This window comes from Streptomyces sp. NRRL F-4489, from assembly GCF_001509485.1.
Taxonomy (GTDB): Bacteria; Actinomycetota; Actinomycetes; order Streptomycetales; family Streptomycetaceae; genus Streptomyces.
Genome location: NZ_LLZI01000223.1, coordinates 1 through 21,401 on the forward strand (window position 1 = coordinate 1; position 21,401 = coordinate 21,401).

The 21,401-nt window shown below is 75.2% G+C and carries 20 protein-coding genes and 1 pseudogene; 11 read left to right on the top strand and 10 right to left on the bottom strand.

The window, feature by feature from the left end; all coding sequences use genetic code 11:
* Positions 1–73: 73 nt before the first annotated feature.
* Positions 74–472 carry a 6-pyruvoyl trahydropterin synthase family protein gene (locus ADL22_RS17300; RefSeq protein WP_066979810.1) on the top strand — a complete coding sequence of 133 codons (399 nt, stop codon included), beginning with the start codon at positions 74–76 and terminating at the stop codon, positions 470–472.
* Between the two features lie 186 nt (positions 473–658).
* Entirely contained in the window at positions 659–1,099 is a 441-nt protein-coding gene (locus ADL22_RS17305; protein WP_066979813.1) for an SPW repeat protein, read from the top strand.
* Between the two features lie 122 nt (positions 1,100–1,221).
* Here the strand turns inward: ADL22_RS17305 and ADL22_RS17310 are convergent, their stop codons facing one another.
* Positions 1,222–1,560, bottom strand: a complete 339-nt coding sequence (locus ADL22_RS17310) for a hypothetical protein (RefSeq protein WP_066979815.1) — start codon at positions 1,558–1,560, stop codon at positions 1,222–1,224.
* 142 nt (positions 1,561–1,702) lie between these two features.
* On the opposite strand from ADL22_RS17310, the gene ADL22_RS17315 reads away from it, so the two are divergent.
* Positions 1,703–2,782 carry a methyltransferase gene (locus ADL22_RS17315; protein ID WP_079064217.1) on the top strand — a complete coding sequence of 360 codons (1,080 nt, stop codon included), beginning with the start codon at positions 1,703–1,705 and terminating at the stop codon, positions 2,780–2,782.
* Positions 2,783–2,943: 161 nt separating this feature from the next.
* A complete protein-coding gene (locus ADL22_RS17320) occupies positions 2,944–4,974 on the top strand; it encodes an ATP-binding protein (protein WP_066979818.1) in 2,031 nt (676 codons plus the stop codon).
* Between the two features lie 13 nt (positions 4,975–4,987).
* On the opposite strand, the gene ADL22_RS17325 is transcribed toward ADL22_RS17320, so the two are convergent.
* The 6 genes from ADL22_RS17325 to ADL22_RS17350 all read right to left on the bottom strand — a co-directional run bounded on the left by ADL22_RS17325 (position 4,988) and on the right by ADL22_RS17350 (position 9,846).
* Positions 4,988–6,040: a serine hydrolase domain-containing protein gene (locus tag ADL22_RS17325; protein WP_066979822.1), complete on the bottom strand. Its 1,053-nt coding sequence runs from the start codon at positions 6,038–6,040 to the stop codon at positions 4,988–4,990.
* Positions 6,040–6,975: a DUF6895 family protein gene (locus ADL22_RS17330; RefSeq protein ID WP_066979825.1), complete on the bottom strand. Its 936-nt coding sequence runs from the start codon at positions 6,973–6,975 to the stop codon at positions 6,040–6,042. Before ADL22_RS17330 ends, ADL22_RS17325 begins: the two co-directional genes overlap by 1 nt.
* Entirely contained in the window at positions 6,972–7,961 is a 990-nt protein-coding gene (locus ADL22_RS17335; protein WP_066979948.1) for a DUF6895 family protein, read from the bottom strand. Before ADL22_RS17335 ends, ADL22_RS17330 begins: the two co-directional genes overlap by 4 nt.
* Before the next feature lie 26 nt (positions 7,962–7,987).
* Positions 7,988–8,689, bottom strand: a complete 702-nt coding sequence (locus tag ADL22_RS17340) for a hypothetical protein (RefSeq protein WP_234430741.1) — start codon at positions 8,687–8,689, stop codon at positions 7,988–7,990.
* A gap of 11 nt (positions 8,690–8,700) precedes the next feature.
* The gene (locus ADL22_RS17345; RefSeq protein ID WP_066979831.1) at positions 8,701–8,886 is read right to left on the bottom strand and encodes a hypothetical protein; all 186 of its coding nucleotides are present in this window, start codon (positions 8,884–8,886) and stop codon (positions 8,701–8,703) included.
* Positions 8,887–9,066: 180 nt separating this feature from the next.
* Positions 9,067–9,846 carry a GNAT family N-acetyltransferase gene (locus tag ADL22_RS17350; protein WP_066979833.1) on the bottom strand — a complete coding sequence of 260 codons (780 nt, stop codon included), beginning with the start codon at positions 9,844–9,846 and terminating at the stop codon, positions 9,067–9,069.
* 111 nt (positions 9,847–9,957) lie between these two features.
* Between ADL22_RS17350 and ADL22_RS17355 the strand changes: the two genes are divergently transcribed.
* The gene (locus ADL22_RS17355; protein WP_066979836.1) at positions 9,958–10,365 is read left to right on the top strand and encodes a TOBE domain-containing protein; all 408 of its coding nucleotides are present in this window, start codon (positions 9,958–9,960) and stop codon (positions 10,363–10,365) included.
* A gap of 29 nt (positions 10,366–10,394) precedes the next feature.
* On the opposite strand, the gene ADL22_RS17360 is transcribed toward ADL22_RS17355, so the two are convergent.
* Positions 10,395–11,906 (bottom strand): helix-turn-helix domain-containing protein, encoded by a 1,512-nt coding sequence (locus ADL22_RS17360; protein ID WP_066979839.1) that lies wholly within the window; start codon positions 11,904–11,906, stop codon positions 10,395–10,397.
* A gap of 205 nt (positions 11,907–12,111) precedes the next feature.
* Between ADL22_RS17360 and ADL22_RS17365 the strand changes: the two genes are divergently transcribed.
* From ADL22_RS17365 to ADL22_RS17375, 3 genes are all read left to right on the top strand, one after another.
* Positions 12,112–12,954, top strand: coding sequence for an FAD binding domain-containing protein (locus ADL22_RS17365; RefSeq protein ID WP_066979842.1), 843 nt, complete (start codon positions 12,112–12,114; stop codon positions 12,952–12,954).
* Positions 12,951–15,749, top strand: a complete 2,799-nt coding sequence (locus ADL22_RS17370; RefSeq protein ID WP_066979845.1) for a molybdopterin-dependent oxidoreductase — start codon at positions 12,951–12,953, stop codon at positions 15,747–15,749. The genes ADL22_RS17365 and ADL22_RS17370 overlap by 4 nt, the downstream gene beginning before the upstream one ends.
* 200 nt (positions 15,750–15,949) lie before the next feature.
* Positions 15,950–16,465, top strand: coding sequence for a molybdopterin-dependent oxidoreductase (locus tag ADL22_RS17375; protein ID WP_066979848.1), 516 nt, complete (start codon positions 15,950–15,952; stop codon positions 16,463–16,465).
* 64 nt (positions 16,466–16,529) lie between these two features.
* Here ADL22_RS17375 and ADL22_RS17380 read toward each other — a convergent pair whose 3' ends face one another.
* Positions 16,530–16,952, bottom strand: a complete 423-nt coding sequence (locus tag ADL22_RS17380) for a TOBE domain-containing protein (protein ID WP_066979851.1) — start codon at positions 16,950–16,952, stop codon at positions 16,530–16,532.
* Between the two features lie 373 nt (positions 16,953–17,325).
* On the opposite strand from ADL22_RS17380, the gene ADL22_RS17385 reads away from it, so the two are divergent.
* The 3 genes from ADL22_RS17385 to ADL22_RS17395 all read left to right on the top strand — a co-directional run bounded on the left by ADL22_RS17385 (position 17,326) and on the right by ADL22_RS17395 (position 21,016).
* The gene (locus ADL22_RS17385; RefSeq protein ID WP_066979854.1) at positions 17,326–17,718 is read left to right on the top strand and encodes a TOBE domain-containing protein; all 393 of its coding nucleotides are present in this window, start codon (positions 17,326–17,328) and stop codon (positions 17,716–17,718) included.
* A gap of 143 nt (positions 17,719–17,861) precedes the next feature.
* Positions 17,862–18,665: a molybdate ABC transporter substrate-binding protein gene (gene modA / locus ADL22_RS17390; protein ID WP_066979857.1), complete on the top strand. Its 804-nt coding sequence runs from the start codon at positions 17,862–17,864 to the stop codon at positions 18,663–18,665.
* A gap of 191 nt (positions 18,666–18,856) precedes the next feature.
* Positions 18,857–21,016, top strand: coding sequence for an ABC transporter permease (locus tag ADL22_RS17395; protein WP_066979860.1), 2,160 nt, complete (start codon positions 18,857–18,859; stop codon positions 21,014–21,016).
* 46 nt (positions 21,017–21,062) lie between these two features.
* Here the strand turns inward: ADL22_RS17395 and ADL22_RS36265 are convergent.
* Positions 21,063–21,188 (bottom strand): annotated as a pseudogene (locus tag ADL22_RS36265) (nitroreductase/quinone reductase family protein); the annotation flags it as partial.
* Between the last annotated feature and the right edge of the window lie 213 nt (positions 21,189–21,401).

The following is a 21,401-nucleotide window of genomic DNA, read 5'->3' on the forward strand; positions in this document are numbered from 1 at the left end:
CCGCCCCGCGCCGCCCGGCCCCCACACCCCCCGCCACCCCCTCCCCCCTCCGCAACCCCTGGGAGGAACCCCCGTGTTCAGCATCACCGTCCGCGATCACCTGATGGTGGCGCACAGCTTCCGGGGCGCGGGCTCCGGGCCCGGGCAGCGCCTGCACGGCGCGACCTTCGTCGTGGACGCCGCCTTCCGCCGCCCCGCGCTGGACGACGACAACATCGTGGTGGACCGGGCCCTGGCCGCCCAGGAGCTCGGCGCCGTGATCGCCGAGCTCAACTACCGCAACCTCGACGACGACCCGGCCTTCGCCGGGGCCAACACCTCCGCCGAGGCGCTGGCCAAGGTCATAGCCGACCGGCTGGCCGACCGGGCCACCGCGGGCCGGCTCGGCGCGGGCGCCCGCGACCTCGCCGGGATCACCGTCACCCTGCACGACTCCCCGATGGCCTGGGCGAGTTACGAACGCGCGCTGTGATCAGGGCGGGCCGGCCGGCCCCGTCCGGCTCTCCCGGCCCGCCCTCGCCCCGCCCCCGTCCCGTCCCCGTCCCGAAATTCGCACGGCCCAGCATCTACCCATAAAGCCGACATAAGCGCAAAATAAAGATGCGCGGCCCGATGCCACGCGATGCGGCCCGAGTGGTGAGCGAAGGAGGCGAGTCGGATGGCCGATGTCTCACACCGCAGGGGAGATCTCGCTGGTCACCCCGACGTCACCGAGATGAGGGAGCGCTACGAGCGGATGCTCGGCGGGCGGGATGTGGTGCTCGTCGACGGACCGGTCTTCCTGGTCGGTCTGTACTGCGCGGTATCGCCGTGGGTCGTGCACTTCACGGCCTCGCAGCCCGCGCTGATGACCCACAACCTCATCGTCGGCATCGCGGTCGCCCTGCTGGCGATCGGCTTCACCGTCACCCCGGAGCGGATGTACGGGCTGAGCGGCGCGATGTGCGCGATCGGTGTCTGGCTGATCGTGTCGCCCTGGGTCGTCGGGCGCGGTCCCGACGCCGGAGTCATCTGGAACAACATCGTCATCGGCGCCCTGACGTTCCTGCTGGGCGCGCTGTGCGTCGCCGTGGCATCGAGGAGCCGCCGCGTCACCTGAGCGCGCTCCCGTGCGAACGCGGGGGAGAACCACCGGCCCGCTTGCCCTTCGGAGTCCCACATCGACGGCAAGCGGGCCGGGCACGTGACGTTATCCAGCGGCGCGCCAGGGCCCGTGAGCGGCTATCGCCGACGGTCCCGGCCGCCGGGCCGGCCCGGGCCGACCAGCTGGCCGGCGACCCCGGCCAGGACCAGCCCGCCCGCCAGGACCAGCCCGTGCGGCAGGGCCACCCCGGCGGCCAGGGCCACCAGTGCGGTCGCCAGTATCAGCCGGACCACCGCCCGGCGGAACGGCGCGGCCGGGGCCGCCGGGACGGCGGGTGGGCAGGGGGCGGGGTCGGGCGGGAAGCGCTCCGCGAGGTCGCGGAGGCGGAGGTCGTCGTCGGGGGACAGGGGGCGTCCCTCCTCTCCCGGGAGGTGCTGCCGGTGGCGCCGGACGGGCAGGGTGGCGGACGGGGGCATTGCCTCGAAGATCGGGCGGACTTAGGGTTACCTAACTACGGCTGGCCCCGGTGTGCTGCGCGACGTCACACAGGCGTTGTTGTGCCCTGCCGGGCCCCGCCCGTAACGCCGTTGGCCGGACATCACCGGAGAGGAACCCCTCATGTCGAACGCCCCGTCGCAGCAGCCCCACCCGCAGCACGAGCCCCACGCGTCCCACCCCGATGACCAGGCCCGCACCACCCTGGTCACCCTCGCCTACGGCGCGATGGCCACCCACACCGTCGCCGCCGCGCTCCGCCTCGGCGTCTTCGACCGGATCGGCGACGGCCGGGCCACCGCAGACGAGCTCGCGGACCGGTGCGCGGCCCGACCCGGGGAGCTGGCGCGCTTACTGCGGGCGCTGACCGGTCTCGGCCTGCTCACCGAGCCCGAGCCGGGCCGCTTCGCGCTCACCCCGGCCGGCGCGCAGGCCCGCAGCGACGCCCCCGGCTCGCTGCACGCCGTCCTCCAGCTCTTCTCCGACCCCATGATGCTGCGCGCCTGGGAACGCCTCGACGACAGCGTCCGCACCGGCGAGCCCGCCTTCGACACCGTGCACGGCACCGACTTCTTCGGCTACCTGGCCGAACGGCCCGCGCTCTCCGAGCGGTTCAACGCCGCGATGAGCCAGGGCAGCGCGCACACCGCCGAGCTGCTGCCGGCCGCGTACCCCTTCGACCGCTTCCGTACCGTGGCCGACATCGGCGGCGGTGACGGCACCCTCCTCGCCGGCATCCTGCGCGCCCACCCCGGCCTGCGCGGCATCCTCTTCGACCGCCCCGAGGGCCTGGCCCAGGCCGGCCCCCGGCTCGCCCGCGACGGCCTGGCCGACCGCTGCGCCCTGGTCACCGGCGACTTCTTCGCCACCGCCCCCGAGGGCGCCGACGCCTACCTCCTCAAGAGCGTGATCCACGACTGGAACGACGAGCGGTGCGCGCGGATCCTCGGGCACATCCGCCGGGTGGTCCCCGACGACGGCCGGCTGCTGATCCTCGAACCGGTCCTGCCCGAGCGCACCGGCCCCGGCGACGACGCCATCAGCTACCTCAGCGATCTGAACATGCTGGTCAACGTCGGCGGCCGGGAGCGCACCCGGGACGACTTCGCGCGGCTGTGCGAGGCCGCCGGCTTCGCCGTCCGGTCCGTCACCGCCCTCCCGCGCCCCAACCGCTTCTCGGTCATCGAGGCCGAGCCGGTGTAACGCCCGCCGCCTGGGGAGCGTCCGGTACGGGCGCGTCCCGACCCCCGTCACTCAGGAGGGTGAGCCCGGAGCGGGCCGCCGCGCGCTCCCCGGCCCGCTCCGCACCCGGGCGCGGTCCGCGGCGCGCTCCGGCGCCCTCCGGTGTGGGGCAAACTGGGCCGGTGGTGAGCAACGTTCCCGAGGAGTCCACGAGCTTCATCGGCCGCCGGGCCGAACTCCGGCGGCTGAGCGCCGAGTTGGACCGGCACCGGCTGATCACCCTGACCGGCCCCGGCGGTGTGGGCAAGACCCGGATCGCGGTACGGGCCGCGCAGGCCGCCGCCGAACGGTTCCCCGACGGGGTCCGCTGGGCCCCGCTGTGGCCGCTCCAGGGCGATCAGCTGCTGGTCGCCACGGTCTGCGACGCGGCCGGCCTCGCCGACCACTCCGCCCGCACCCCGGCGGCCGCGCTCTGCGAATGGCTCGCCGGCAAACGGCTGCTGCTGGTGCTGGACTCCTGCGAACACCTCGTCACGGCCTGCCGGGAGCTGGTCGGCGACCTGCTGGCCGCCGCGCCCGGCGTCACCGTCCTGGTCACCAGCCGGCAGCCGCTGGACGTCCCCGGCGAGTGGATCACCGAGATCGGCCCGCTGCCCTGCACCGGCGACAACGACGCGCTGGCGCTGTTCACCGCACGCGCCGGTGCCGCCGCCCCCGGCCTCCGGCTCACCGAACCGGCCAACGCCGCCGCCGCGGACCTCATCTGCCGCCGCCTCGAAGGCATCCCGCTCGCCCTGGAGCTGGCCGGCGCCCAGCTCGCCCACCGCCCGCTCGCCCAGGTCGCGCAGCGGCTCGGCTCCCGCCTCGACGCCCTGGACGGCACCGGCCTGCCCTGGACCCCGCGCCACCGCACCCTGCGCACCGCCATCGGCTGGAGCCACGAGCTGTGCGCCCCGCTGGAGCGGCTGCTGTGGGCCCGGCTCTCGGTCTTCCGCGGCACCTTCGACGCCGGGTCCGCGGCCGCGGTGTGCGCCGGCGGCCCGCTCACCGCCGACGGGGTGCGCACCGCGCTGGCCGGTCTGGCCGCCAAATCCGTCGTCACCCGCGAGGGCGCCCGCTTCCGGATGCTCGACACGCTGCGCGAGTACGGCCGGATGTGGCTGGCCGAACTCGACGAGACCGCCGCCGTCGCCGGCCGCCACGCCGACCACTTCGTCGGCTTCGGCCGCCGCGCCGAGCTGGGCTGGCTCGGCGCGGAGCAGGTCAGCTGGTACGGCCGGGTCGCCGAGGCGTACGTTGACCTGTGCACGGCGCTGGACCACCTGCTGGGCACCGATCCGGCCCGCGCCCAGGAACTCGCCGCCGCCGTCGGCTTCTTCTGGACCTGCTGCGGCCATCTGCACGAGGCCCGGGACTACCTCGACCGCGCCCTGGCCGCCCACGACGGCCCCGGCCCGGCCCGCACCCGCGCCCTGTGGGCGCTCGGCGTGGCGATCCTCCTCCAGGGCGAACTGCACACCGCCGAGGCCCTGGGCCGCCAGTGCGCCCGCGCCGCCCGGGAGGCCGGCGACCGGGACGCGGTGCTCGCCGCCGGCTACCTCATCGGCCTCACCCACCTCATGGCCGGCCGCCCGCTGACCGCCCACACCGTCGCCGGCCAGGTCCTCGGCCCGCCGCCGGACGACCCGTTCGACTCCGCCGCCCGGCTGCGCTGCCACCTCATCCGGCTCTTCGCGCTCACCGCCCTGGGCCGCCTGGACGAGGCCCGCGAGACCGCCACCGCGCTGCGGCTCGGCTGCGTGCGGCGCGGTGAGTACTGGTCCCGCTCGTACACCGACTACCAGCTCGCGCTGGTCTCGCTCTTCCAGGGCCGGGCCGAGGAGTCCGCCGGCCACGCCCGTGCCATGCTCGCCGCCAAGCGCCGGATCGGCGACAACTTCGGGATCGCGCTCGGCCTGGACGTGCTCGCCGCCGCGGTCGCCGCCCAGGGCCGGGGCGCGGCCGCCGCCCAGGTCTACGGCGGCGGCCAGGCGATCTGGCGCACGGTCGGCCACCCGCAGCGCGGCACCCCCGAACTCCGCGCGATGCGCGAGGAGTGCGAGCGGCGCGCCCGGGCGGCGATCGGCGACCGGGCGTACGCCGCGGCCTTCGCCCGCGCCGCCGAGCAGGACCCCGAACCGCTCCTCGCCCGCATCCTGTCCGGCGACCTCTGACCGCCCGCCCGGCTCACCCCTCGCCGGCCAGCCCGTACAGCAGCTCGTAGGCGGTGGTCACCATCCCGCAGCCGCGGCCGCGGCGGGTGGCCAGCGCCACCAGCCCGGTCCCGGACGCCGGGTGGTAGCCGACGAACGCCTGCTGGCCGAAGGTCGCCCCGACGTGGAAGAGCAGCGGTCCGCGCGGCGCCGGGTGCTGATACCACGTCAGGGTATGGGTCTCGCGGTGCCGCCAACCGCGCCGCAGCAGCGGGATCCGCACCTCGCGCAGCGCCCCGGCCAGCGGGCTGCCCTCCGGGTCCAGGTGCGCCTCCACGTACCGCAGCAGGTCGTCCGGGGTGGCGCGGACCGCGCCGGCCGCGGCGAACGCCCCCATGTCCGTACTTCCCACCGGCGTGGTGCCGTTGGTGCGGTGGCCGACCGCGTCGGTGCCGGTCGCCCCGGGCGCCAGGGTGGTGCCGGTCAGCCCGAGCGGCGTCAGCACCCGGTCGGTGAGCAGCCGCGGGTACGGCGTGCCGGTGGTGTGGCTCATCGCGGGGCCGAGCAGCGCCAGCCCGAAGTTGGAGTAGTGCCAGCGGGTCCCCGGGCGGTGCCGGGGCCGGGTCCGGGCGAAGGTGCGCAGCAGCCGCCCGGTGTCGTAGCCGGCGTAGCCGTTGTCGTACGGGCGGAGCAGCGCGCCGGCCAGCAGGTCGGCGGGGATCCGCGGCAGCCCGGAGGTGTGGGTGGCCAGATGGCGCAGGGTGATCCGGCCGGAGCGCGGATGGCGCAGCGGCAGCCGCGGCAGCCGGGCGGTGAGCGGATCGTCCAGGGAGAGCACGCCGCCGGCCGCGAGGTCGGCCAGCAGCAGCACGGTGAACGTCTTGGACAGCGAGCCCAGTTCGTAACGCAGCTCGCGGCGCGGGGTGGGCGGGGCCAGCGCGCTGCCGCCGGTGACGACGGTCCGCCGGCCCTGCCGGGTGACGGCCAGGACCACGTCCGGGGCGTCGATCCGGGCCAGCGCGTCCGCCAGCCGGTCGGTGAGCGCGGGCCGGCCGGTGAGCACGGGCCCGCCGGGTGCCGTGCGCATCAGCCGGCGGCGGTGGTCAGGGCGCGGGAGGTGGCCATCGCCGAGGCGAACGCGGCGACCAGCGTGGGGTGGTGCACCTGGTCGAACACCACGTCCGGGCTCCCCTCCGGCATCCCGCGCTGGATCGGCATGGCCCCGGACTCCGCCTGGGCCGCGGCGTACCGCTCCCACAGCCGGGCGTCCAGGGTGGGGCGGGGCAGGCAGGCGTCCACGACGAGGAGTTCCCCGAGCAGGTCCCAGTGCTCCAGGTCCGCCCAGTCGTCCAGCCAGGCCGGCAGGTAGCGGGTGAGGTAGTCGGCGATCTCCGGCGGGATCCGGTCGGGCGCCTCGCCCCAGTTGGTGACGTGGAAGACGGTGTGGGTGACGTCGTACGCGATGTGCAGCTGCACCGTCCAGGGCTCGGGCAGCTGCCCCAGCCAGGTGCGGGCCAGCGCCTGCCCGAAGTCGGCGCTGGGCGCCAGCCCGATCTTGCGTTCGGCGTTGAGCACACCGAGCCGCCGGTTGGGCACCATCTCCAGCGCGGTCCAGGTCCCGGTCCGCCGGCACACCGAGAGCAGCGCCTCCAGGCCCGGGTGGCGGTGGCCCAGTTCGTGGAACGGGGCGTAGACCTCCAGCGGGACGGGGGAGAGCGGTTCGTCCTGCTGGAGCGCGGCCAGCACGTTGCCGCCGTCCAGCAGCTCCCGCCAGGCGAAGTCCAGCAGCGCGCCGGCCCGGGTGCGCTGCCGGGAGCCGGCCACGCCCTCCCGGAACAGCACCCGCATATTGATCGCCAACTCGCCGATCGGCTTGAGCCGTTCGATCATCGCGCTGCCGGTGGCCCGGTCCCGGTCCGTCAGCCGGAAGTGGTCGCGGTGCGCGTCGAGCCAGGTCAGGGCCCGGTCGCCGACCCGGTGCAGCAGGGCCGGGGAGGCCGGGGACGCAGCCGTCACGGTCACAGCGCAGCCTCGCTTTCGAAGGGGGTCGGCCCGGCCACCGCCGCGTCGCCGGCCGGCACCGGGCCGGTCCCCGCCCCGGCCTCGTCCGAGGCGGTACGGGCCAGGGTGCCGGCGAACGCGGTCACCAGGGTGGAGTGGTAGCAGGCCAGGAAGTCCTCGGCCGGGTCGGCGGGCCGCGGCACCGCACCGGTCTCCGGTACGCCGCCGTCGGCGGCCTGCGCACCGGCCAGCCGCTGCCAGGCCGCCGCGTCGTACGGGGCGCCGGGCAGGCAGGCGGCGACCGCCAGCAGCTCACCGACCAGGTCCCACAGCCGCTCCTCGAGCCAGTTCTCCAGCCAGGAGGGCAGCCACAGCCGCAGATAGCCGGCCGCCTCGGGGGAGAGCCGGTGGCGGTTGCGGCCCCAGTCGGTGAGGTGGAAGACGTCGTGGGTCAGCCCGTACGCCGCCTTGCGGTCCAGCGCCCACGGCTCCGGACGCAGGCCGAGCCCGGTGCGCGCGAACTCGGCGTCGAAGTCGGCGTGTTGGGCCAGCCCGATCCGCCGCTCGGCGTTGAGCACCCCGAGCGTACGGGTGTGGTCCTCGCGCGCCACCCGCCAGCCGCGCAGCCCGGTGGTGGTCAGCACCAGCTCCTCGACGGCCGGGTGCCGCAGCCCGGCCTGCGCGAACGCGCCGTAGATCTCCACCGGGTAGGTGGCGTACGGCTCGCCGCGGATCAGCTCGGCGAACAGCTCGCCCTCGCGGGTCTCCCGCCAGGCGAACGCGAACAGCTCCTCGGCGGCGGCCCGCACCCCGGGCAGCGGGTGCGTCGAGCCGATGAACTGGGTGAGTTCGGCCAGTTCGCCGAGGGGTTTGAGGGTGAGGTTGGGGTCGGCGTCGGTGGTGGCGTCCGGGGGCAGGCGGAAGCGGTCGCGCCGCCGCTCCAGCCAGCCGAGGGCGCCCCCGACCAGCCGGTCCAGCAGCTCCGGGTCGCCCCGGCCGGCGGCCACCGGCCCGGGGGCGCCCCGGCCGGCGGTCACCAGCCCCGCCCGAAGAACCGCTGGGCGGCCACCACGTGCAGCGCCACCCGGGGGTCGCCGCCGCCCATCTGGCGGACGAACGCCAGCCCGGCGTCCAGCCCCAGGGTCGGCGGTACGCCGGGGAGCCGGGCCAGCCAGCGGCCCACCCCGGCGGCCTGGAGCCAGTCCCGGCGGCGGACCGCCCGGACGAAGCCGCGGGCCAGGTCGTCGGTGCGCGCGGTCAGTTGCTCGGCCAGCTCGCCCGCCAGGTCCGGCAGGGCCAGCGCCGCGAGCTGGGACACCCGGTGCGCGAGCCGGGGCCAGGGGTCGGTGCCGGTCCACTCGGCACCGGCCTCGGGCGGCCGCGGCCAGGGCTGCCCGCTCGCCGGAAGGTAGGCGTGGGTGGCCTCCACCAGGCCCCGGTAGCTCCAGGACGAGACCTCGGAGGCGTCCGGGCCGGGAGGATAGGCCGCCAGCGTCTGCCGCACCACCGCTTCGTCGTCCGCTCCGGCCGGCGCCGCCCGGTGCTCCAGCGCGTACGGCGCCAGCGCGTCGGCGCCCAGCACCCGGACCGCGGCCGCCGCGAGCGGATCGCCCTGGCGCAGGATCCGGGAGAGGGCATAGGGGTCGCCCCCACCCTGGAGGGCGAGGGCGACCCCGGTTGCGGCATCGGCGATCACAGCGCTGAGCGGGACCGCTCCCTGCGTCTGTTCAGCCAACGCGAATCCCCTCAGCGAACGCCGGTCTTCGGGCGAGGGGTGGGGGGCGAGATCAGCAGCAGGCCGAGCAGCAGCAGCCCGCCCCCGCACTCGCGGGTATCGCGGTAGACACCGTCGGGTTCGGCGGGGCTGAGCAGACCCTCGACCTCGGCGGCGAGGGCAGCCGTCTCGACCGGCGCTGTGCGATCCGTAACCATGCGATCAACTCCTTCGACGAATGGGGTACCAGGCTTACATTCGGCACAAACCGCCGCAATCCGGACTAATCCGACGGTGAGGGGCCGTCGCCTGCGCCCCACCCGGGCGCCGTTGCCCCGCCCGCCGATGACGGACACGACAACTGTCCCTGGATACAAGGGAGTTGATGGGCGGTCCCGCTACGGCCGGTACGCGTACGGCCGGGTCGTGGTCAGCATGGCGAAGCCCAGCCGGTCCAGGATCGGACTGCTCTGATCGGTGGCGTCCACCTGGACGTACCGGAATCCCCGGGCGGCGGCGAGCCGCGCCCGCCGCGCCACCAGCGCCCGGTACAGGCCCCGTCCGCGCCACTCCGGCAGGGTGCCGCCGCCCCACAGGCCGGCGAAGTCCGTACCGGCCGGCAGCTCCAGCCGCGCCGCGGACACCGGTTCCCCGTCCGCCAGGGCGACCGTCAGCACCAGCGTCCCGGGATCGCGCGCCAATCGGGTGAGCAGCCGGTGCCGCAGCCGCGCCGCGGACGTCCCGAACACCGCGGTGTGCACCCGGACGACCAGCTCCACCCCTTCCGGGCCGGTCACCTCCGCCAGCCGCACGCCCGGCGGCGGTTCGCCCGCCGCGGCCGGCCCGTCCGACCGCGCCACCATCAGCGACTCGGCGGGCTCGGGGGTGAAGCCGGCCGCCCGCAGCCGCGCGCCGAGGTCCGCGGGCCGGTCGTGGGCGTACGCCTTCCACTCGAAGCCGTGGCCGCGCGCGGTGAAGTGCCGGACCTGGGCCGCGATGGCCGCGTCGGCGGTGGCCTCGTCCAGATCCGACCAGAGGACGCCGTTCCAGTCGTCCGGCCCGCCGGTCTGCCGGACCACCGGGCCGTCCCGTTCCACCCGGGTGCCGGGGTCGGGCGGCGCGGAACGCCGGAGCTGGTGGTCGTAGCGCGCGAGTACCGCCGCGTGGTCCGTTTCCATCGGCTCAGTCCAGCACGGCGCGGGCCGGATGGCGACGCGCTTTTCCGCGGGCCGTACGGCGGAGGAGGAGGCCCTGGAACCGACCCGCGGGTCAGGCCATAGAGTGCGCACGTGCCCTCCTACAGCATTGGTCAGGCAGCCCGGCTGCTCGGTGTGAGTTCGGAGACCGTCCGCCGCTGGGCCGACGGCGGGCAGTTGCGGATGGACCGGGACGGGGCCGGCAACCGCGTGCTCGACGGGGTGGCCCTGGCCGCGTTCGCCAAGGAGCGGGGCGCGGGGCTGCACCCGGTGCCGGGGGAGGCCCGGACCTCGGTCCGCAACGCCTTCGCCGGGATCGTCACCGCGGTCACCCTCGACGACGTACTCGCCCAGGTCGAGGTCCAGTCGGGGCCGCACCGGGTGGTGGCGGTGGTCAGCCGGGAGGCCGTCGAGGAACTGGGCATCGAGGTCGGCGTCGAGGCGACCGCCCGGGTGAAGTCCACCCATGTGCACGTCGATCTGCCCGACGAGCGCGGCTGACCGGCCCCCCCCGGGCAGCCGTACGGCCCTCAGCGGCACAGCAGCGCCGCGTGCAGATCGAGCTTGTGGTCCAGCCGGGACAGATCGCGGCCGGTCAGGGTCTCGATCCGCTGGATGCGGTAGTGCACGGTGTTGACGTGCAGATGCAGCACCTCGGCGGTCCGGGCCCAGGAGCCGTGCTGGGCGAGGAAGACCTCCAGGGTCTCCAGCAGCATCCGGTGCGAGGCGCTGCCGGCCCGCGCCAGCGGCCCCAGCACCCGGCTGCTGAACGCCGCCCGCACCTCCGCCGGCACCCCGGACAGCAGCGTGCCCAGTGTGCTCAGATCGTCCACGGAGGTCACCCCGGCGCCCTCCGGTGCCGCCGACCGGGCCGCGGCCAGCGCGTACCGCGCCTGGTCGAGCGCCGCCTCCAGGCCCTGCGCGGTGGCCGCCGGACCGCTCACCCCGGCGTGCAGCGGCGCCTGCGGGCGGCAGCTGCGCAGCGCCGGCCAGACGGCGGCCAGCGACGCGGTGTCCGGGCCGCCGGCGACCACCGCGGCCGCCTCACCGCCCGGCAGCAGCCCCGCGGCGAACGGTTCGCCGGGGGAGTGCCGCAGCCCCTCGGCCAGGGCCCGCACCGCCTGCCCGGGCTCGCCGCCGCCCAGGGTCGCCACGACCACCCCGAACGGGCCTTCGGCGGGCAGCCCGCAGGCGTGCAGCGCGGCCTCCAGCGCCGGGCCGTCGGCGGCCCCCGCGGCGGCCAGCGCCAGCAGCGCGTCCGCCGCCTGCCGCGCCGCCCGCTCCCGCGTCTCGTGCAGATGCCGGTACTCCGCGATCACCTCGGCGATCTCGTGCAGCACCCGCGGCGGGGCGTCGTCCGCACCGCGCGGCAGCAGGAACCACGCGTCGTACGGGCCCGCCTCGCCCTCGATCCGCACCCCGCGGCCGCCGTCGGCGGCGAGTGCCTTCCGCGCCTGACGCGCCGTCAACTCCGGGGCGCCCGGCGTCCGGGCGACGACCCGGCCGGTGGCGGTCAGCACGTAGCAGGCCGGGCCGCCCAGGTGCGCGAACGCCCGGTCCAGCAGGGTGTCCGGACCGGCGTCCGCGGCCAGCAGCGCGGTGAGTTCGGCGCGGACGTTCTCCGGCAGTGCGAAGTGCCCGGTCGGGCGGCGGCTGAGATCCCCCCATTGGCGCAGGTACACCGCCTCGGTGATGGTGCGGAAGGTGGTGTGCGCGGGCACCGCGAGCAGCGCGACGCGGTGCGCCCGGCAGGACTCCACCAGCACCTCCGGGATCGCCCCGTGGGTCTCCTCGCCGGCCAGCAGCGCGGCCGCCCCGGCGTCCGCCACCGCCGCCACGAAGCGGTCCACCTTCTCCCGGTCGTCACCGGGCGCCCACCACACCAGTCCGCTCAGCACCAACTCTCCCGGCTGGAGGAACCGCGCCGGGTCCTCCAGGTCGGTGGCGGTGACCCCGCTGACCTCCCGGTCGAGCAGGGGGCCCTCGCCCCACAGGAGGGTCAGATCGAGCGCGTCGAGCTGGAGGAGGTCGTGGACGTGCATGCGGTGGCTCCTTGGACGGCTGCCGGGCGGACGGCCCGGCATCTCACATTCACCAGGCGAATGTGGGTCCTGGCATCGTAAATGCCAGCCGTTCTTGCGGATATCCCCCTTGGTTGATCATCCAGTTCCGGGCCCGGGGCTTGGTGCGTTTTCCGTGCTGCGGACCAGTCGTGCGGCCCGCCGCCCGGTTGCTTCACTCAGCGGTATGGACCTGAACACCGTGCTGGAGGTGCGCGACGCCCGGCAGCACGTCCCCTGGCGGACCGGCGACGCCTACCTGGGCGGCGGCACCTACCTCTTCTCCGAACCCCAGCCGCATCTGCGCCGCCTGGTGGACCTCGGCCGGATGGGCTGGGAACCGGTCACCCGGCTCCCGGACGGCTCCCTGGAGATCGCCGCCACCTGCACCATCGCCCAGCTCTCCCGCTTCGCGGCCGAGTACCCCGCCCCGGCCGCGCCGCTCTTCGAGCAGTGCTGCCGCGCCTTCCTGGCCTCGTTCAAGATCTGGAACATGGCCACCGTCGGCGGCAACCTCTGCAACGGACTGCCCGCCGGCCCGATGATCTCCCTCACCGCCGCCCTCGACGGCACGTGCCTGCTCCAGGCCCAGGACGGCTCCCGGCGCCGGGTCAAGGTCGCCGACTTCATCACCGGCGCCGGCCGCAAGGACCTCGGCGAGGGCGAACTGCTCCGCTCGGTCACCCTGCCCGCCCGCGCGCTGACCTGCCGCACCGCCTTCCGCCAGGTCTCCCTCTACGGACTCGGCCGGTCCGGCGCGCTGGTCATCGGCACCCTCGACCCGCTCGACGGCTCGCTGGCCGTCACCGTCACCGCCGCCACCGTCCGCCCGTTCCGCCTGTGGTTCCCGCTGCCGCCCACCGCCGGCGTACTGCGCGGCGCCATCGACCGGGCCGTCGCCGGCCACGAGTGGTTCGACGACATCCACGGCCTGCCCGCCTGGCGGCGCCATATGGCGCTCCGCCTCGCCGAGGAGATCCGCTCCGAACTCACCACCCGCCCGCCGTCCCCGAAGGAGGCCACCCGATGAGCTACACCCTCCGCGTCAACGGCCGGGAGACCGACGCCGCACCGCATCCCGGCCAGTGCCTGCGCACCTACCTCCGCGACCGCGGCTGGTTCGGGGTGAAGAAGGGCTGCGACGCCGGCGACTGCGGGGCCTGCACCGTCCACGTCGACGGCGAGCCGGTGCACAGCTGCCTCTACCCGGCCGTCCGCGCCGCCGGCCGCAGCGTCACCACCGTCGAGGGCCTGGCCGAACCGGACGGCGAACTCCACCCCGTCCAGAAGAAGTTCCTCGCCGCCCAGGGCTTCCAGTGCGGCTTCTGCACCGCCGGCTTCCTGATGACCACCGCCAAGCTCAACGAGGACCAACTCACCGACCTGCCACGGGCGTTGAAGGGCAACCTCTGCCGCTGCACCGGCTACCGCGCCATCGAGGACGCGATCCGCGGCGTCACCCACGTCGAGGAACCCCGGCCCGGCGAATCCGTCGGCCGCAGCCTCGGCGCCCCCGCCGGCCCCCAGGTCGTCACCGGCACCGCCCGCTACACCTTCGACATCGACGTCCCCGGCCTGCTCCACATGAAGCTGCTGCGGTCCCCGCACCCGCACGCCCGGATCGTCTCGATCGACACCTCCGACGCGCTCCGGGTGTCCGGCGTCCGCCTCGTCCTCACCCACCACGACGCCCCCGAGCGGCTGTTCTCCTCCGCCCGCCACGAGCACCCCACCGAGGACCCCGACGACACCCGCGTACTGGACGACGTGGTGCGCTTCGCCGGCCAGCGGGTGGCCGCTGTGGTCGCCGACACCGAGGGCGCCGCCGAGGAGGGCTGCCGCCGTATCGCCGTCGCGTACGAGGTGCTGCCGCACGTCCTCGACGCCGAGGAGGCGATGCGGCCCGGCGCCCCGGTACTCCACCCCAAGGACCCCGACACGTCCCGGATCGCCCGCCCGGAGAACAACGTCGTCGGCGAGGTGCACGGCGAGATCGGCAGCGTCGAGCAGGGCTTCGCCGACGCCGACCTGGTCTACGAGGAGACCTTCCGCACCCAGCGCGTCCAGCACGCCAGCCTGGAGACGCACGGCGCGGTGGCCTACTTCGAGGAGAAGGAGGACGGCGGCGGTGAGCGGATCGTGGTCCGCTCCAGCACCCAGGTGCCGTTCCTGACCCGGCGCGCCCTGTGCGCCCTGTACGACCTGCCCGAGGACGGCGTCCGGGTGGTCGCCGGCCGGGTCGGCGGCGGCTTCGGCGGCAAGCAGGAGATGCTCACCGAGGACATCGTGGTGCTCGCCGCGATGCGGCTGCACCGGCCGGTGAAGCTGGAGTTCACCCGCGCCGAGCAGTTCTTCGGGGCCACCACCCGGCACCCGTTCAGCATCCGCGTCAAGGCCGGCGCCAAACGGGACGGCACCCTCACCGCCCTCCAGCTGCGGGTGGTCGCCAACACCGGCGCGTACGGCAACCACGGCCCCGCCGTGATGTTCCACAGCGTCGGCGAGTCGATGGCCGTCTACCGCGCCCCGCACAAGAAGGTCAACGCCTACTCCGTCTACACCAACTGCGTCCCGGCCGGCGCCTTCCGCGGCTACGGGCTCGGCCAGGTGACCTTCGCCGTCGAGTCCGCGATGGACGAACTCGCCCGCCGGCTGGGCATTGACCCGCTGGTCTTCCGGGAACGCAACATCATCGGCCCCGGCGACCACATGATCGGCCCCGGCGGCGAGGAGGAGGACCTCCAGATCGCCAGCTACGGCCTGGACCAGTGCCTGAAGGTCGTCCGGGACGCCATCGCCGGGGACCGCAGCGCCGCCGACGCCCCCGAGGGCTGGCTGGTCGGCCAGGGCGCCGCGATGGCGATGATCGCCACCGGCCCGCCCGGCGGCCACTACGCCGACGCCACGGTGACCCTGCTGGAGGACGGCCGCTACGACATCGCCGTGGGCACCGCCGAATTCGGCAACGGCACCACCACCGTCCACAAGCAGATCACCGCCGGCGCGCTCGGCACCACCGTCGACCGGATCGAGATCCGGCAGTCCGACACCGACGTGGTCCGCCACGACACCGGCGCCTTCGGCTCGGCCGGCACCGTCGTCGCCGGCAAGGCCGTGATGCGGGCCGCCAACGGACTGGCCGAGCGGATCCTGTCGTTCGCCGCCGAGTACGCCCGCACCCCGCGCAGCCAGTGCCACCTGCTGGCCGACGCCGTGGAGTGCGCCGGGCGGACGGTCTCCCTCAAGGAACTGCACGAGGCCGCCCGCGAACGCGGGGTGGAACTGACCGCGGACGGGCACTGGGGCGGATCGCCGCGCTCGGTGGCCTTCAACGCCCAGTGGTTCCGGATCGCCGTCGATCCCGATACCGGCGAGATCAAGATCCTGCGCAGCGTCCACGCCGCCGACGCCGGCAAGGTCATGAACCCGATGCAGTGCCGCGGCCAGGTCGAGGGCGGTGTCGCCCAGGCGCTCGGCGCCACCCTCTTCGAACAGGTCCTCATCGACGCCGGCGGCAAGGTCCTCACCCCCGCCTTCCGCCGCTACCGGCTGCCCGCCTACGCCGACGTCCCGCGCACCGAGGTGCACTTCATGGAGACCTCGGACGCCATCGGCCCGCTGGGCGCCAAGTCGATGAGCGAGAGCCCGTTCAACCCGGTCGCGCCCGCCTTCGCCAACGCCCTGCGGGACGCCACCGGCATCCGCTTCACCGAGGTGCCGTTCCTGCGGGACAAGGTGTGGCTGGCCCTGGAGGAGCACCGCGCCGCGGGCGCCGAGGAGGGCCGCCCGGCCCGGGCGCACCCGTCGCGGGAGGGGTCGGTGTGAGGGCGGCGGGTCCGGGGCCGCGCGGGGGAGCCTCCGGACCCGCGCCGGGCGGCCTTCCGATCCGCGACCCTCTTGCCCCCTTTCGCCTCACTTACGCGAGGGAAACATCGGTAGTCGGGTGGCATATGTGATTGAGTCATGCGGCCCCGGGGCATCACAGGGAAGCAGCCGCCGCGTGCCCCGTCTCCAGGGAGACACCCATGAGCCGAATCAGCCCGCCAGCCCGCCCCGCCGCCGTCCGCGCCGTCCCCGGGGACGCCCCCGCCGCGCCCCCGCGCTTCGTCATCAGCGGCCAGCTGCGCCGCCCGCTCGCGCTGACCGTCGCCGATCTGCGGCGGCGCTGGCCGCAGCGGCACGCCCCGGTGGTCTTCGACTGCGCCACCAACGGCCCGCAGCACCACACCTTCGACGGCCCGCTGCTCCGGGACGTACTGGACGAGGCCGGCCCGGCCTTCGACGTCCGGCGGCGCAAGGACCGCTCCCGCTTCCTGCTGACCGTCTCCGGCGGCGACGGGCACCACGCCGTACTCTCCTGGGCCGAGATCGACGCGGACTTCGGCGACGCCCCGATCCTGCTGGCCACCGCCATGGACGGCCGGCCGCTGGACACCGCCGGCAGCCAGCTGGTGGTGCCCTCGGACCGCTGCGGCGCCCGCTACATCAGCGCCATCACCGGCATCTGGGTGGGCACCTGCCCGCCGCCCGGGGCGCGGTAGCCGGGCGCGGTAGCCGGGCGGCGGACCGCCGCGCGGTAGCCCCCCGGCGGCCCGCCGCGCGGTCTCAGTCGGCGGTGGCCAGCGCGACCTCGGTGGACTTGATCAGCGCGGTCACCTCGGTGCCCGCGTGCAGGCCCAGGTCGGCCGCCGCGTCCTTGGTGATCGCGGCGGTCAGCTCCCCGCCCGCCACCGCCACCCGGACCCCGGCCATCGCCCCGCCGGTGGCCACGTCCACCACCGTCCCCGGGAGCCGGTTGCGGATGCTCAGCCCGCCGACCGGGCCGGTGGCCAGCGCCACCTCGGTGGACTTCACCAGCGCCCGCACCGGCGAACCGGCCGTCAGCCCCAGGTCGTTGACGGCGTCCGCGGTGATCGCGGCGGTGAGCTGCCGCCCGCCGTCCAGCTGGACGACGACCGTCGCCATCGCCTCGCCGGAGGTGACGGCGAGCACCGTCCCGGAGAGCTGGTTGCGGATGCTGAGGGTCATGGGAACCACTCCTCGGGGTGCGGGGGCGATGGGGTACGGGCGCCGGGGTGTGTTGGGTGTACGGGTGCTGGGTGTGCTGGCTGCGCGATCGCCGGGGGCGGGTTGCCTTGCGACCGGCCGGGCCTCGATGCTTCCGACGCACCGGCCGGGACCCGTCCGTCCCGACGCACCGGCCGGTCCTCGCACTGTAAGCACGTCCGGCCGCGGCTTCCTCGCCGGATACCGCCCCTCGGGTGCCGGCCCCGGCGTCCCCACCCCGGACTCCGCTGGCCGGAACCAATGCTTGGCACTTCCTCCAACCACCCTCGCATCTGCTGGAGAGAAAAGCCAAAAGGCTTGTAAATGCGAGGGATCACCCCATACCGTGTGGCACATGCAGTCGTACACAATCGGCCAGGCCGCGCGCCTGCTGGGCGTCAGCCCGGACACCGCCCGCCGCTGGGCGGACGCGGGCCGGGTCGCCACCCACCGCGACGAGAGCGGCCGCCGCCTCATCGACGGCCGGGACCTCGCCGCGTTCTCCATCGAGGTCGGCCAGTCCGCCGGCGAGGAGGACGACGCCTACACCTCCGCCCGCAACGCCTTCCCGGGCATCGTCACCGCCGTCAAAATCGGCGACGTCGCCGCCCAGGTCGAGATCCAGGCCGGCCCGCACCGCCTGGTGTCCCTGCTCACCCGCGAAGCGGTCGAGGAGCTCGGGCTGGAGGTCGGGATGCAGGCCGTCGCACGGGTGAAATCCACCAGCGTGCACATCGACCGCACCTGACCCGCCCCCCCCACGCGCCCCCCCGGCGGTCCGTCCGCGCCCCCACCGGACCGTCCACCCAGCGGCGCCGCCCGTCCACGGCGCGGCTGCGTCCCCATCCGCCCGGGCGCCCGCTCGCCCCGCGCACCAAGGAGTCCCGCACCATGTCCCCCTTCCTCACCCGGCGCCGCGCCGCCGCCGCGCTCGTCACCGCCGCACTCCTCGTCCCGCTCGCCGCCTGCTCCGGCGGCAGCGGGGGCAGCGACGGCGCCAAGAAGAAGGACGACGGCGCCTCCGCCGGCTCCGCCAACCTCACCGTGCTCGCCGCCGCCTCCCTCACCGACGTCTTCAAGAAGGCCGGCGCGCTCTACGAGAAGGAGCACCCCGGCACCAAGGTCACCTTCTCCTTCGCCGGCTCCCAGGAGCTGGCCGCCCAGGTCAAGCAGGGCGCCCCCGCCGACGCCCTGGTCACCGCCGACACCAAGACCATGGACGGGCTCAAGGCCGACACCGGCACGCCCACCGTGATCGCCAAGAACCGCCTGGTCATCGCCACCGGCAAGGGCAACCCCAAGCACATCGGCGCGCTCAAGGACCTCACCGACAGCAAGCTCAAGGTCGTACTGGCCGCTCCCGAGGTGCCGGTCGGCCGCTACAGCAAGAAGGTGCTGGACGCCCAGCAGCTCACCGTCAAGCCGGTCTCGCAGGAGCCCAACGTCCGCGCGGTGCTCAGCAAGGTCGAACTGGGCGAGGCGGACGCCGGCCTGGTCTACAAGACGGACGCCGCCACCGCGCCCACCAAGGTCGACGCCATCGACATCCCCGACGCCCAGAACGCCGTCGCCTCCTACCCGGCGGCCACCCTGAAGTCGTCCCAGCACTCCGCCGCGGCCACCGCGTTCGTGAAGTGGCTGAGCACCCCGGAGGCGCAGAAGCTCCTCCAGGAAGCGGGCTTCCAGAAGCCCTGACCCCACGGCGTGCGGGACTGTCCGGCTCGGGGGAGCGGATAGTCCCGCATCTGGCTTGGGGGCGGACTGCCCCGCACCGGGCTCGGGGGAGCGGGGCAGTCCCGTACCGGGCTCAGGAGCGGACAGTGCCGCACCCCGCCGTCCCCGGGTCGCCGCCCGGCCCCCGACCCGCCCCGATCCCAGGACTTCCGATGAGCCGCACCAGCACCCCGGCCCCGGCCCCGGCCCGCTCCGGACGGCGCCGCGCCCCCGGTGCCCGTACTCCCGCCGCACTGGCCATCCCCGGGCTGCTGGCCGTCGCGTTCCTGCTGATGCCGCTGCTCGGCATCCTCGCCCGCACCGACTGGTCGCGGCTCGGTACGCATCTGACCAGCCCCGGAGTGCTCCAGGCACTCCGGCTGTCGCTGCTGGTGTCCGGCTGGGCGCTGGGCCTGTCGCTGCTCCTCGGCGTCCCGCTGGCCTGGCTGCTGGCCCGGGTCGACTTCCCCGGCAAGGCGCTGGTCCGCTCGCTGGTGCTGCTGCCGATGGTGCTGCCGCCGACCGTCGGCGGTGTCGCCCTGCTGCTCGGCTTCGGCCGCCGCGGACTGCTCGGCCCCTGGCTGGAGAACACCTTCGGCATCGTGCTGCCGTTCCACACCTCCGGCGCGGTGGTCGCGGCCACGTTCGTGGCGATGCCGTTCCTGGTCATCAGCCTGGAGGGGACACTGGCCGGCCTGCGCCCCAGTTACGAGGAGACCGCGGCCTCCCTCGGCGCCTCGCCGTTCCGGGTCTTCGCCACCGTCACGCTGCCCATGGTCGCCCCCGGCCTGGCCGCCGGCGCCGCGCTGACCTGGGCCCGCGCGCTCGGCGAATTCGGCGCGACGATCACCTTCGCCGGCAATCTCCCCGGCACCACCCAGACGCTCCCGCTCCAGGTCTACCTCCTCCTCCAGGATTCCCCCGAAGCCGCCACCTCCGTCTCCCTCCTCCTCCTGGCCATCGCCATGGCCGTCCTGCTCTGCCTGCGGGGCCGGTGGCTGGGCGGCGGCGCGGGGGGCGGCGCGGCGGGCGGGGGCCGAGCTGGACGGGTGGGGCGGCTGGGCCGGGGGGTCGTAGGCGACGAACTTCCGGGTGGAGGTGAAGGGTTGGGAACGGGCGGACCGTCGGGCTCTGGCGCGCCCTCGGCCGCACCCGGGGGCCCCACCCCCACCCCCACACCCGCGTCGGCGTCAACGTCGGCATCAACGTCGGACTCAGCGTCAGCCTCCGTGCCGGCCTCTGGTCCGGCCTCCGTTCCGGCCTCTGGTCCGGCTCCGGGGCCCACTGCTGGAGAGCAGCGGTGGCCGCTGGAGGCCGAGGTCACCGGCTTCACCGAACTCAGCCTTCAAGCCGCCCCGGGGACGACCATCGCCGTCGTCGGGCCCAACGGCGCCGGGAAGACCACGCTGCTGCGCGCCCTGCTCGGCCTCACGCCCCGGGCCCGCGCCGCCCTGCGCCTGGGCGAGACCGACGCCACCGCACTGCCCCCGCACCGCCGGGGCGTCGCCTGGGTACCCCAGGACGGCGCGCTCTTCCCGCATCTGACGGCGCTGGCCAACACCGCCTACGGCCTGCGCGCCCAGGGCGTCCCGCGCGCCGAGGCCCGGCGCGCCGCCCAGCAGTGGCTGGACCGGCTGGGCGTAGGGCACCTGGCCCAGCGCAGGCCCGCCCAGCTCTCCGGCGGCCAGGCCCAGCGCGTCGCCCTGGCCCGGGCACTGGCCGCCCGGCCCCGGCTGCTGCTGCTCGACGAACCGCTGGCCGCCCTCGACCAGACCACCCGCGCCCACGTCCGGCACACCCTGCGCACCCACCTCTCCGGCTTCGGCGGGGTCTGCCTGATCGTCACGCACGACCCCGTCGAGGCGGTGTCGCTGGCCGACCGCGTGCTCGTCCTCGACGACGGCCGGGCCGTGCAGGACGCCCCGCCGGCCGAGGTCACCCGCCATCCGCGCTCACCGTGGGTGGCCCGGATGCTGGGCCGCAACGCCTGGCCGGGCACCGCGGACGGCGACGGACTCCGGCTCGGCGAGGGCGGCCGGCTGGTCGCCGCCGACCAACTGCCCGAGGGCACCCGGGCGTTGGCGATCATCGCCCCCGAGGCGGTCTCCCTCCACCTCGACCGGCCCGCGGGCAGCCCGCGCAACGCCTGGCCCGGGACCGTACGGGAGATCACTGCCGCCGGCAGCCGGCTCCGGGTGCTGGTCACCTCGCCCGAGGCGCCCGACCTCGTCGCCGAGATCACCCCGGCGGCGGCCCTGGAACTCGGCCTGGCCGATGGCGCACCCGTCTGGACCGGCGTCAAGGCCACCGAGGTGACCCTCGTGCCCCTCTGAGGTCGTTCGACACGCACGCCGGTGCTGCCTCAACTGGTGGGCACCAGTGCGGGGTGGCCGCCGACTCCAGCACGAAGACCGGCATCTCGCGGTCCGTCTTCTCCTGATACCAGGCGGAGTCGGGGAACGCCTCCACCGCCCGCGCCCACCACCGGCCCTTCTCCTCGCCGGTGCCCCGGGGCTGAGGATCATCCGCGTCGGATCGTACGCCAAGCGTTCGTCGGCCCTCCTGGGCAGCGGACAGGACGCCGGTTGCGGGGCTTCCTTGACCCGCTCCGCAACCCGAACACGGTCCCGCGCCTGAAGGCTGCCGTCGCCGCCGGTGCCGAGCTTCAGGAGCGTGACGCACTCATCGTCGCTCGTCAGGCCCGCAGACGCACGCGGC